Source organism: Legionella hackeliae, assembly GCF_000953655.1.
Taxonomy (GTDB): domain Bacteria; phylum Pseudomonadota; class Gammaproteobacteria; order Legionellales; family Legionellaceae; genus Tatlockia; species Tatlockia hackeliae.
In genome coordinates, this window is sequence record NZ_LN681225.1 from 992,834 (window position 1) to 1,005,403 (window position 12,570).

A 12,570-nucleotide genomic window follows, 5' to 3' on the forward strand; every position below is an offset into this window, starting at 1 on the left:
TTATGCAAAACTGGTATGCTTAAGATGGAAATAGATATCGCCTTCTAATGAGGCTCTTATAATTTTATTATAGTGTAGCTCGTCAAAAGGAATGGGATTACCTTGGGAGGAAGGATCTTCGGTTGCCATCTTTGCAAGTCGCTCAATGTGGCGATCATCAATACCAATATCCGAGAGACGATGTTCAATACCGAGGTCGTTTCTTAATTCTAATACCCATTCAAGAAAACCATCAAATCCATTATTGATTTGTAGATAAGCGGCCAGTCGAGTGATTTTATCTTCAATAGCGGACCGATTCGCTTGAAGAACATAAGGCATTAAAATGGCATTCAAACGCCCATGATGAGCATCATAGACAGCGCCGAGTGGATGAGCGAGTGCATGCATGGCACCTAAACCTCGTTGAAAAGCGGTAGCGCCCATCGCAGAGGCCACAAGCATTTGCGTACGTGCCACAATATTTTTACCCTCATGAACTGCAAGAGGTAAAAACTTCTTGATTAATCGCATTCCTTCTACAGCAATACCTTCTGCCATAGGATGATAAGGCGAAGTGCAGTAGGCTTCCAAATTGTGAGAAAGCGCATCCATTCCAGTTGCTGCGGTAATAGAGGGTGGCAATTCGAGAGTTAATTCTGGATCGAGAATGACTATTCCGGGTAACATTTTAGGATGAAAAATTATTTTTTTAATTTGTTGCTTGGTGTCAGTAATCACCGAAGCACGTCCCACTTCAGATCCTGTTCCCGCTGTGGTGGGTAAAGCAACAATGGGAGCAATACCTGCTGCATTAACGCGTGTCCAGTTATCTCCAACGTCTTCAAAATCCCACAAAGGTCGATTTTGACCGGTCATTAGGGCAATTGCTTTAGCTGCATCAAGCGCTGAACCACCACCAAAAGCAATCACTCCGTCATGCTGACCTGCATGGTAAGCAGAGGTTCCCTTCATTACGTTGTCACCATTAGGATTTGCTTTAATATCAGAGAATAATTCAATACGCAGACCTGCTGCGCGGCATTGCTGCAGTGCATTGTTGATCATTGGCAGCGTGGATAGGACAGGATCCGTGACTAAAAGAGGGGCTTTCATTCCTAAAAGTGTACAAGCTTGGGCAAGCTCTTTAGCACGTCCAGCACCTACGCGAACGGAAGTAGGATAATTCCAGTTTGCTTGCAATTGTATACTCATTCTATATTATTTCCCCTTAAATAATCGTTTTAATATGGAAAGACTTGGGTCTAGTCAACATTTCATAGCCAATAGACGAAAGAGTGCATCCCCTACCTGAATCTTTTACACCTGTCCAGGCTAATGCCGGATCAAGATAATCACAACGATTGATAAAAAATGTACCTGTCTCAATTTGCCCGCCAATCGCTATCCCTGCATCAATATCTTGAGTAAATACTGCTGCGGTTAATCCATAAATGCTATCATTCATTAATCGAATGGCCTCCTTATCATTGGCGACAGGCATCACACCTACGACAGGACCGAATGATTCCTCAGACATAACGCGCATTTTATGAGTAACTTTTGTTAAAAGTTGTGGCGCCATATAAGCGGAACCCGGTTTATCCATTGCAAAGGTTTCGGAGTTGATATGCGCAACAGCACCTTGAGATAGCGCCTCTTTAATTTGGTCGCGAACAAAATCGGCAGATGAAGCACGTACAAGTGGTCCTAAGGTTGTTTCAGGATTATCTGGGCGACCAAGCTTATATTGTTTAATCAAAGCTACTGCTTTTTTGAGAAACGAATCATAAATTTCCTGATGCACATAGATACGCTCTATACCACAACAAGACTGACCGGAATTAAAAAATGCACCATCAACAACAGTTTCCACAGCTTGATCAAGATTGGCATCCATGCGGATGTAAGCAGGATCTTTTCCACCTAATTCGAGACCAATATTTAAGAAACGACCGGCAGTTTTACGCTCAATCATTTTGCCGCCATCTACTGAGCCAGTGAAGGCGACATAATTAATTTGCGGGGCTTGTAGAATGTTTTCTGTGTCTTCATGCGTTAAATGTAGATATTGAAAAACACCCTCAGGCAATCCTGCCATTGCAAAGGCTTGGGCGAACCGCTCGGCTACAAGCGGAGTTTGCGCTGAGTGTTTAAGTAATACTGTATTGCCAGCCATGATTGCAGGAATAATGGCATTTACTGCGGTTAAAAAAGGGTAATTCCAAGGGGCAATAACTAGGACAACGCCTATAGGTTCACGTTGAATATAACGCAAAAAACCCTCTTTGAAAGGTAAGCGAATAGGATTAAGAGTATGGGACGCCGTGGCAATCATGTAACGTGCACGCTCTTCCAAACCTGCTATTTCCCCTTGGGCATAGCGAATAGGTCGACCCATTTGCCAACAGATTTCATTAGCAATTGCTTCTTTTTCTGCAACCAATGCATCGATAGCGGCTGTGCAAAATTTTTCTCGTACTGCAACGCTGGTATGTCGCCATTGCTGTTGAGCTATTTGCGCTTTTAGTAAGGCAGATTGAATTTCTGCATGCTTGGCATAAGGTCTTTCAACGTAAACGGAGCCATCAATCGGTGAGTAGGTTTTCAATATACCGTTCATTTTTAATCCAGGTTAGATAATTTCAAAGTAGCGATCCAGTTCCCAATCGGTAATATGGCGGCGGAATTCACGTTCTTCCCACTCGCGCGAGGCGGCAAAATGTTCAATAAAATCATTACCAAATAAATTACGTGCGGGTGTAGACATGCGCAAACGCTGTGCCGACTCCCATAAAGTTCGTGGTAAAGCTAATTCGTCATTATGTTGTTGCTCATAGGAATTGCCTTTGACTGGTGGGCTCAGTTCCAATTCCTCTTCGATGCCGTATAAGCCAGAGCCTAAGGCTACCGCCAGGGCTAGATAAGGGTTAGCATCGGCAGCACCTAAGCGGTATTCAATACGTTGTGATTTATCGCTACCGGGAATAAGGCGCAAAGCGGTTGTTCGATTTTCCACCCCCCAAGTCGCATCAGTAGGTGCCCAAAAGCCTGGGATTAAACGTGAGTAACTGTTTACTGTTGGAGAAACCATGGCTAAAAGTTCTGGCATTAATTTTTGCTGACCAGCTAAAAAATGCTCTTGAATTTTGCTCATGTTATAAGGCTTGGACGGGTCATAAAAAGCAGAGCTTGAATCATTTTTGTGTCTTAAAGAAAGATGAATATGTCCGCTTTGTCCTGGATAATTTGGCGACCATTTCGCCATAAATGTCGCCATCATATTATTTCGTTGCGCCAAAACTTTCATGAAAGTTTTAAATAATGCAGCTTTATCCGCAGCAGCTTCAGCGTTATCTACAGCAATTGCCGCTTCAATAACACCAGGACCTGTCTCTGCATGCAAGCCTTCAATTGGAAAATCCATCTCTTCACTCATTTTGAGTATTTGATGGTACAACTCAGCATGAACAGTATTACGAATAATCGAATAGCCAAAAAAATCTGGAGTAATAGTCTGTAAATTGCGAAATCCTTTACTACGGATACTATCAGGGGTTTCATTAAACAAAAAGAATTCATATTCCAAGGCAGCATAAACATCAAATCCCATCATTGCTGCTTTTTCAATGACCCGACGTAAAACGGCACGAGGGCATATTGTTTCTGCAGTTTCTGCAAATTCAGCGAGAAACAATAGCTGATTCTCTTCGAATACTAATTCGCGACAGGTATGGGGAAGAATACGAACGGGCGTGTCAGGATAGCCGGTATGCCAGCCGGTATATTTGCTATTGTCGTAGAGTTTATCCTTAGAGTCCCATCCTAAAATAACATCACAAAAGGCAAAACCATTCTCTAGTGCGGAGAAGAATTTGCTGCGACTCATATACTTCCCAAGCATCACACCATCTATATCAAAAATTCCTACTTTGATATGATTAAGATTGCGTTGTTCAATGATTTGTTTTGCATCTTCAATCGTTTTGACATACCTTGGATTTAGCATTGCATATCCTTTGCATAAATTACTTGTTCAGCAGCATATTACCTAGATTCGGATAACGAATCTACTGATTACATCGTATGTTTTTGTCAGAGGAAAAGACTTGGACCTTATGCTGCTTGCAAAGGCTTTGTAAGAATAAAAGCTCTGGTCACGATCTATAGTTACAAAGTGGGCTATTCTTAAAAGTACTTTCCTTGCAATAGGACATCATCATGAAAAAGTCCATAAAATTCCCCCAAAAAAATCCTAAAAAAATTAGCAATGATAAATTAAACAACGTTTCTGGTGGCAGAACAGGTGAATACATGGACGAAATTATCAGAAAACAAAATGAAACAGGTATCACCCCACCAAAGAAAGAAATATAAGATATATTTTCAATACTTGTGTCTAGGAGTAGCATTCCTTGTTATTTTAGATAGACCATTAGTTAACGCTTGTAGAGGCGATTCCCAGAATCTCTCATAAAAAGAGGGTTCTTAGGATAGAAACCCGGGGAAAACGTTGGATTCTAAAATCTTAACAGCACTCGTGTTCAATTTCGTCAATTCAATATCTGCTCATGAGCAATGGTTATTAACTCATAATGAAATCATCCAATTAAAAAATCTTCCTTCTCCACGGATGTTTTCTCATTTTACGCTTTTTAATTCTTTAATATTGGCAGGAGCTTTTTTGGCAATATTAGCTTGGGGAGTGATTAATTATAATTTTCCAATAAAGAAAGGATTTAAGATTAAGAATCTCAATTGGAGTTTACTGATTTTAAGAATAAGCACCGGGGGGATGTTAATTTTATGCGGACTAGGATTAATACCGAAAGCAGGAGCACAGTTGGCAGAACCGGTACTCTTTGCACCTGATTTACTCATCAAACCTACCTGGCAATACTTGAGAGAAATAGAGCTATTTATTGGTGTATTTTTACTCAGCGGTTTATTCACACGCATTGCTGCGTCTTTATTCATGAGTTTGTTTCTTTTTTCTTTTTTATGAGTATTAATCTGAACGAAAATATTTTATCCCATAGTTTTATATATGGATTATTAATAATTTTTATCCTCTTAGAATAGCAACAACGGGTGGGTAATTAGTTAACTAGAAGAATAATTGGTCATTTTCCCTAATTAAATTTATCAGGAATAAAGAAAAAAATATCAATTACTTAAGCAAGCGCCTCCAAAATCGATGTTGAAATAGATCAAAAAATGCTCTAATCGTTAAAATATGGATGAAGCACTTTATAACTTGAATTAATCACAACCATTAAAGTCGATAAGGAAGTTGATATGAAAGCAGTATGTTGGCACGGAAAAAAAGACATTCGGGTTGAGACTGTTCCCGATCCTGAAATCATAAATGAACAAGACGCCATAATTCGTGTAACGGCAACAGCAATTTGTGGCTCCGATCTTCATCTTTATAATGGATTAATGCCAACGATGGAGTCAGGCGATATTCTGGGGCATGAATTTATGGGTGAGGTAGTCGAATTAAGCCCCGGAAATAAGAAATTAAAAATTGGTGATAAAGTGGTGGTTCCCTTTAGCATCTCTTGTGGTAAATGTAATTTTTGTAAAAAGAAATTATATGCTTGTTGTGAGCTTTCTAATCCAAATGCTGAGATGGCAAGACAACAAATGGGGCAAACGCCCGCTGGAATGTTTGGATACTCTCATTTATTAGGAGGATTTTCAGGCGGTCAAGCAGAATACGTGAGGGTTCCCTTTTCAAATATCGGGCCTATTAAAGTGCCTGAAGATATTCCTGATGAAAAACTTTTGTTTTTATCTGATATTTTTCCAACTGGCTACATGGCTGCTGAAAATTGTGGCATTCAAAAAGGAGATACAGTTGCTATCTGGGGGTGTGGCCCAGTGGGTCAATTTGCTATTCAAAGCGCGTGGATGCTCGGAGCCCAACGAGTTATTGCTATAGATTGCGTGGAGGAGCGTTTAAAGCTGGCTGAAAAATTAGGTAATGCGGAAACAATTAATTTTAAAGAAGAAGATGTTTTTGATGCCTTAATGGTCATGACTCGTGGCTTGGGCCCTGAGCGCTGCATTGATGCAGTAGGTTGCGAAGCTCACGTAGGTCCAACGTTTGACTCCATTATGGATAGAGTCAAACAAGCGACCTATCTTACAACTGATAGAGCGCATGTTTTAAGAGAAGCAATCCGATGTTGTGCCAAAGCAGGTACTATTTCCATGCCTGGTGTATATTTAGACACATTAGATAACATCCCATTCGGAGCCGCAATGAATAAGGGGTTAACCTTTAGAATGGGACAAACCCACGTACAACGTTATTTACCCATTCTTTTAAGAAAAATTACTGCGGGAGAAATTGACCCGTCAAAAATAATAACCCATCGAATTAAATTAAAAGGAGCCCCCGAAGCGTATAAAAATTTCGAAGCTAAAGACGATGGCTGTATTAAAGTCGTTATGACACCCTAGGGAGATTTCGATGGATATTTATGAATATTTAAAAATGGATCATGAGAAGGTCAACCATTTATTTAAACTTTTTGAGAAAACTAAATCTCAAAAACGTGCAAAAGAGATTGTGGCATTCATATCCCAAGAGTTATTGGTTCATGCGCATTCTGAACAAGAAACGTTTTATAGAGCGCTCACTCAACACCCTAAAACAAATGAAATTGCTCTTCATGGGGAGAAGGAACATCGTGAAATAGAGGAGCAAATTCAGAGTATTAATCAATCTGCAGGTAAGCATTGGAAAGAGAAAGTTTTAAAATTGAAAGATATCGTTGAACATCATGTCAAGGAAGAAGAGGGTGCGATATTTGACAAGGCTAAAAGTGTACTTTCGGAAAAAGAGGCTTTAATTCTTAAAGAAAAAATCCATTACTTAAAAGGAAAATTTTTAATTTGGTTGGAAAAAAGAGTCAATGAATCAAGTGCTGATAAAACAATTAAAAAATCTATTCCTAAACATTCGGAAAATACTCGTAAAAGCACGTATGTTAAAGGAAGTGCTCGTCCTCATTAATATCGGAAAGGACTTAAGCATTCAATCGATATTTAATTTTTGATGTAGCATTTTATATTCCATTTGTCACCTTTCCAGAGATTAGGATTGGGTGACAGCATGTTAATAGATTCAGATGCGCGAAAATCCCATAGCAACTTTATAAATTTATTTTAAAACAGCTGATACCTATTAAAAATCTATTTCATAAACTCAAGGTCACTCGCCGCTGACTGGATGCCTCGCACAAGCCGAGGCACCTAGAATGGGAAGGAAATTTATTTAAAAGCAGTTAACCACTCAATGTGCTACCTCTTGTCCGTGACATGCCGAAAAATGCGACGAGAACTCTGGTAAATGGGAATAGCGTGAATCCATTGCTAAGGCAGGGCTTACTAATTGGTTAAAAGAGCTGTTAATCACTCGATATACTATGTCTTGTCCGTGTCACGTCGAAAAATGCGAAGAGAATTTAGGTTAAATGGGAATAGCCTGATTGAATTGATAAGGCAGGGTTACTGAGTTGGTTAAGAGCTGTTAATCACCCGACGTGCCTCGGCTTGTCCGAGGCATCCACAACGATGCCCAATTGACACAGTCGGTCATTTCAACGGACAGTGCTCTCTAAACTAATGATGAAAATCTACACACAAAGAAAATATAAGCATCATTCAACTGAATGATTGATTGATTATCTGAACCTTTATGCAGATATAAATATCATACTTGTAAGACAATCTTCTCCAATTGGTCTACTATTAAAAAAAAACAAATTGGCAATGTAATAAATACTGCTGCAAATTCGTATAAAACACTGTATAATATGCGACTATTTTTAACCCATTTGAAATTTGAACTATGAATGATTTAAACCTTTACAGAAATATTGGTATCTTCGCTCACGTAGATGCAGGAAAAACCACCACTACCGAACGTATTCTTAAGCTTACTGGCAGAATCCACAAAATGGGTGAGGTTCACGAAGGTGAATCAACAACCGATTTCATGGTACAGGAAGCGGAGCGCGGTATTACCATCCAGTCAGCTGCGGTTAGTTGCTTCTGGAAAGGTCATCGCTTCAATATTATTGATACCCCAGGACACGTTGACTTCACTGTAGAAGTATATCGTTCACTGAAAGTTCTTGATGGCGGTATTGGGGTATTCTGTGGTTCTGGTGGTGTTGAACCTCAGTCAGAAACTAACTGGCGCTATGCGAACAATTCGAAAGTATCTCGTTTGATTTTCGTCAACAAATTGGATCGTATTGGTGCGAACTTCTTAAAAGTGACTGAGCAAATCAAAAAAGTATTGGGTGCCCATCCTTTAATTATGACTTTACCTATTGGCTTTGAAGACAGCTTCGTAGGGGTTGTTGATTTGTTAACACGTAAAGCCTATGTTTGGGATGAAACAGGTCAGCCAGAAAATTACACAGTTACCGATGTACCAGCCGATATGCATGATGACGTTGAAATGTATCGCGCGCAATTAATTGAAACTGCACTTGAAATGGATGATGATCTGCTGATGGCTTATTTGGAAGGAGAAGAGCCTTCCATAGAAGAAATTAAGCGTTGTATCCGAAAAGGTACGCTTGAATTAGCCTTCTTCCCAACTTATTGCGGTTCTGCCTTTAAAAACAAAGGGATGCAGTTATTATTGGATGCAGTGGTTGACTACTTACCTGCTCCTCATGAAGTTAACCCACAACCTTTGACTGATGCTGAAGGTAAGCCAAATGGTCAATTCGCTATCGTTTCTCCTGATGAGCCATTCCGCGCCTTGGCATTTAAAATTATGGATGACCGTTTTGGTGCCCTAACGTTCGTACGCATATATTCAGGAAAGCTCAATAAAGGGGATACTATTCTTAACTCCTTTACTGGTAAAACTGAACGTGTTGGCCGTATGGTTGAGATGCAAGCAAATGAGCGTATTGAATTGCAAAGTGCTGAAGCAGGTGACATTATCGCGATTGTGGGCATGAAAAACGTTCGTACTGGTCATACTCTTTGCGATCCTAACCACGAGTGTACACTTGAAGCGATGGTTTTCCCTGAACCGGTTATTTCAATTGCAGTGTCACCAAAAGATAAAGGCTCTACTGAAAAAATGGGTATTGCTATCGGTAAGATGGTTGCAGAAGATCCAACATTCAGGGTTGAAACGGATGAAGATTCTGGTGAAACCATTCTTCGTGGCATGGGTGAATTACACCTTGATATTAAAGTGGATATTCTAAAACGTACTTACGATGTTGAATTAATAGTAGGCCAACCACAGGTTGCTTACCGTGAAACCATAACAAAGACGATTCAAGATAGTTATACTCACAAGAAACAATCAGGTGGTTCTGGTCAATACGGTAAAATTGACTACACGATTTCTCCTGGCGAGCCAAACACTGGATTTACTTTCATCACATCCGTTGTGGGTGGAAACGTTCCAAAAGAATTTTTCCCTGCGATTGAGAAAGGTTTTCGCTCAATGATGAACACGGGTACTTTGGCAGGTTTCCCTGTATTAGACGTTGTGGTTAACCTCACTGATGGTGGTTTCCACGCCGTTGACTCCTCTGCTATTGCTTTCGAAATTGCAGCAAAGGGCGCTTTCCGACAGTCTATACCAAAAGCCGGTCCACAATTGCTAGAACCAATCATGAAAGTTGATGTTTACAGTACAGAAGATGATGTGGGTAATGTGATTGGTGACTTGAACCGTCGTCGAGGCATGATCTCTGGTCAAGAACCAAGTGCTGCTGGCGTACGCATTAAAGCCGATGTTCCTCTTTCAGAAATGTTTGGTTACATCAGTACATTACGTACCCTTACTTCCGGTCGCGGTCAATTTTCAATGGAATTCTCTCACTATGCTCCATGCCCAACCAACGTGGCTGAAGCAGTGATTGCCAAAGAAAAAGAAAAGAAAGCTGCAGCTAATAAGTAAATAGTTAGCAACTTTTTAAAAGCTCCGCAGTTTATTCTGATGGAGCTTTTAAATGTCTGAATAAATCAGGTATGAATGTTCAAAAAACGTCTACCTGATTTTTAACATCTCCTTATTCTTCTACGCGAATGCTCCAAGATTTGTTACTGGTGGCGAAGGCACTGTCGATAAAGACTTCTTGTCAGAATTAGATGTTTCCCGAGAGTTAACCCCTTAATTCGTGATTCAATAGATTCCATACTTCTCGAAGGCGTCACTTACTCTCTTGCAGTTTTGCACACAACAAGCTCGAAACAATTTAGCCAAAGTTAGCTCCCATAATTCCAATGAATAATAAAGTTATCCACATTTTTGGTGGATAACTTTGTTAACATCATTAAATATAAGTATTTTAAACTCTTAATGTTTAGTTAATGTACTGATTGATTAAATATATTATAGTAATGCATACCGGTTTTTGTGGTTTTTTGAGTAATGAAAGAAGAATTCGAGTCCTCGCGTGGCAAAATTATTCGTGCTATTCGCAAAACAGAGGAGAATTTGACTGCTCTGCCGCACCAGATTGAAGGTATTGTATGGCCTGCAGCAGTGATGAAAGTAGTTTTAGCTCAAAAATTAGAGCGTCGTCGGAATAAAGAAATACCGTTTAATTACATGGTGACTGAATTTATTCCTAATGAAAAATCCACCGATTATTCTTTAGAGAATAACAAGGAATTATCTGAACTTGTTAAATTTTTAAAAGCTAACCATCATAAATTGCCGATTGGATTACGCTTTCAACTCGCAGTACTTACGGATGGTCATTGGAGCTGTGTTGATAATGTGATTGCTTCTAAAGGAATCTCAGCGTTTAATTTAGATGCTGTGATGGATAGTAGGTCAAGGCATTTTTTTCAGGTCTACTTGACTAATTTCCAAATGGCTGGTCTTTTGAGTGCTGGCTATCTCTATTATGTCTCTGTGCCACCAGGAGGCCCATTTAGCAAAACACCAAAAGAAAAAGTTGCTAATATGATCCAGACAGATTGGGTTAGTTGCGGTCTTTTTGTTGTTGATCACCTGTCTTTTCTATCACGTACCAATGTTTTTCAGCATTTAAAATCATCTTTTGGTGAGGCAGATTACATCCAACTGGGCAGAGCGGATATTCCTCCGTCTTTATCAGCAATTTTTCGTTTGAGCCAAAGTGAGCTGCTACTGGAGAGCTTATCGAGTAAACAAAAAGCGACTACAGTCAATAGAAAAGGAACTCTACTAGGTACTATAAAATATAGTGGAGTAAGGAGTAAAAGAGAAAAGATATTACAAAGTGCCAGGATTTATGTTGAACAAAGTGATAATGAAAAACTTGAAAAAATATTTTCTCACAATTTAGTTGAACACTTATCCCAATTTGCAGCGAACTATTCTCCAGCTGTTAATAATCTCATTGAAGTTGTCTATAACGTGCTGCCTAAGTGTAAGAGTTTATTGGATGAAGAAGCAATTAAGCTAATGGATAAATTGCATGGAGTGATTTTATTATCAGAATTGAATGATACGCAAAAAATTCTCGCAATCGCTAATATAGTAACCTCAACACTCGAAAAGAGAACTGATATATCAGCCTATCGTTTAATTGCCAGCGTTTTAACTTATGCTGTTTTACACATAAATAATAATGAGGAATTATTTGGTTTTTATATCAATATTACTGCTTCTTCCATTTGTCTGAGTTTAAACAGCAATACGAACTCCTTTTTTTCTCGACCAACGGGATTTACTCCCTCGCTTCTCGCCCATTTAGAAAAAGCGGTCAAAGTACAACTACTTTACAATGCCATTGTGGATCAGAATGGTCGACAACTGCAGTTACTTAATGAGATGACAGGTTGTAGTGCTTTTATTAACAAAACCCGCACTTTCAATACTTCAGAAACTAAAAGTAGCCAATTATTAAAAGAGTTAATTCTACTGAGTGAAAAGGAAGGGACTGAAGTTAGTCGTGCTAAGGAAGTCCTACGAGAAAAATTAGAAGAAAGTAAAAAAGAGATATTGAAAGAATTTAATTTTACAATTACAGAATCATTAAGTTCTACACACTCTTCAGGAAAAAGTGTGTAGTCTATAAATTAGCTTTCCAGGCTGGCATTCATAGTAATTTTAGCCCGCATTAGTTTGGAAACAGGGCAATTTTCTTTAGCAGTATTTGCTGCGATTTGAAAAGCTTCAGCATTAACTTCAGGTACTCTTGCACTGACTTGTAAATGAATTGCAGGAATAGAAAATCCCTCTGCTGATTTTTCTAAAGACACTGTGGCTGTGGTTTGAATGCGTTCTGTCTTAAAACCCTCTTTTTCCAATTGAGCGGCAAATGCCATCGAAAAACAACCTGCATGTGCTGCTGCAATTAATTCCTCAGGATTAGTTCCCTGCCCTTGTTCGAAGCGTGTTTTAAATGAATATTGCGTTTTATTAAGAGTACCACTTTCTGTTGAAATGAGGCCATTGCCATCTCTAATGCCCCCGCGCCATTCAGCTGAGCCTTGTCTGTCCATAATTTTTCTCCTTTTCTAATTGAATTGAATATTAGCACATAACTTCCCAATGGATTAACTATTGATAATTGTGTTATTATTAATCATAGTGATTAT

General features: G+C 39.3%; 10 protein-coding genes. 6 read left to right on the plus strand and 4 right to left on the minus strand.

All coding sequences use genetic code 11. The features are described 5' to 3' along the window. From LHA_RS04535 to LHA_RS04545, 3 genes are read right to left on the minus strand one after another with little or no spacing between them, the layout of a single operon-like run. Window positions 1-1,194 (minus strand): iron-containing alcohol dehydrogenase, encoded by a 1,194-nt coding sequence (locus LHA_RS04535; protein WP_045105481.1) that lies wholly within the window; start codon window positions 1,192-1,194, stop codon window positions 1-3. A 16-nt stretch (window positions 1,195-1,210) separates the two neighbouring features. Continuing rightward, window positions 1,211-2,602: an aldehyde dehydrogenase family protein gene (locus tag LHA_RS04540; protein ID WP_045105482.1), complete on the minus strand. Its 1,392-nt coding sequence runs from the start codon at window positions 2,600-2,602 to the stop codon at window positions 1,211-1,213. 12 nt (window positions 2,603-2,614) lie between these two features. Further along, window positions 2,615-3,988: a glutamine synthetase family protein gene (locus tag LHA_RS04545; RefSeq protein WP_045105483.1), complete on the minus strand. Its 1,374-nt coding sequence runs from the start codon at window positions 3,986-3,988 to the stop codon at window positions 2,615-2,617. Window positions 3,989-4,200: 212 nt separating this feature from the next. Between LHA_RS04545 and LHA_RS16890 the strand changes: the two genes are divergently transcribed. From LHA_RS16890 to LHA_RS04570, 6 genes are all read left to right on the plus strand, one after another. Further along, window positions 4,201-4,356, plus strand: a complete 156-nt coding sequence (locus tag LHA_RS16890; RefSeq protein WP_115678668.1) for a bacteriocin — start codon at window positions 4,201-4,203, stop codon at window positions 4,354-4,356. A gap of 136 nt (window positions 4,357-4,492) precedes the next feature. After that, entirely contained in the window at window positions 4,493-4,984 is a 492-nt protein-coding gene (locus LHA_RS04550; protein WP_045105484.1) for a DoxX family membrane protein, read from the plus strand. A 293-nt stretch (window positions 4,985-5,277) separates the two neighbouring features. Further along, on the plus strand, window positions 5,278-6,450 hold the full coding sequence (locus LHA_RS04555; protein WP_045105485.1) for a zinc-dependent alcohol dehydrogenase: 1,173 nt from the start codon (window positions 5,278-5,280) through the stop codon (window positions 6,448-6,450). A 10-nt stretch (window positions 6,451-6,460) separates the two neighbouring features. Next, on the plus strand, window positions 6,461-7,006 hold the full coding sequence (locus LHA_RS04560; RefSeq protein WP_045105486.1) for a hemerythrin domain-containing protein: 546 nt from the start codon (window positions 6,461-6,463) through the stop codon (window positions 7,004-7,006). Window positions 7,007-7,843: 837 nt separating this feature from the next. Further along, window positions 7,844-9,934, plus strand: coding sequence for an elongation factor G (gene fusA, locus LHA_RS04565; protein WP_045105487.1), 2,091 nt, complete (start codon window positions 7,844-7,846; stop codon window positions 9,932-9,934). Between the two features lie 474 nt (window positions 9,935-10,408). Then, on the plus strand, window positions 10,409-12,040 hold the full coding sequence (locus LHA_RS04570) for a hypothetical protein (protein WP_045105488.1): 1,632 nt from the start codon (window positions 10,409-10,411) through the stop codon (window positions 12,038-12,040). Between the two features lie 8 nt (window positions 12,041-12,048). Here the strand turns inward: LHA_RS04570 and LHA_RS04575 are convergent, their stop codons facing one another. Beyond that, window positions 12,049-12,474 (minus strand): OsmC family protein, encoded by a 426-nt coding sequence (locus LHA_RS04575; protein WP_045105489.1) that lies wholly within the window; start codon window positions 12,472-12,474, stop codon window positions 12,049-12,051. Between the last annotated feature and the right edge of the window lie 96 nt (window positions 12,475-12,570).

Coding starts and splice junctions, on each gene's coding strand:
- LHA_RS04535 (WP_045105481.1), bottom strand. CDS start 1,194: ATGAGTATACAATTGCAAGCAAACTGGAATTATCCTACTTCCGTTCGC.
- LHA_RS04540 (WP_045105482.1), bottom strand. CDS start 2,602: ATGAACGGTATATTGAAAACCTACTCACCGATTGATGGCTCCGTTTAC.
- LHA_RS04560 (WP_045105486.1), top strand. CDS start 6,461: ATGGATATTTATGAATATTTAAAAATGGATCATGAGAAGGTCAACCAT.
- LHA_RS04545 (WP_045105483.1), bottom strand. CDS start 3,988: ATGCTAAATCCAAGGTATGTCAAAACGATTGAAGATGCAAAACAAATC.
- LHA_RS16890 (WP_115678668.1), top strand. CDS start 4,201: ATGAAAAAGTCCATAAAATTCCCCCAAAAAAATCCTAAAAAAATTAGC.
- fusA (WP_045105487.1), top strand. CDS start 7,844: ATGAATGATTTAAACCTTTACAGAAATATTGGTATCTTCGCTCACGTA.
- LHA_RS04570 (WP_045105488.1), top strand. CDS start 10,409: ATGAAAGAAGAATTCGAGTCCTCGCGTGGCAAAATTATTCGTGCTATT.
- LHA_RS04555 (WP_045105485.1), top strand. CDS start 5,278: ATGAAAGCAGTATGTTGGCACGGAAAAAAAGACATTCGGGTTGAGACT.
- LHA_RS04575 (WP_045105489.1), bottom strand. CDS start 12,474: ATGGACAGACAAGGCTCAGCTGAATGGCGCGGGGGCATTAGAGATGGC.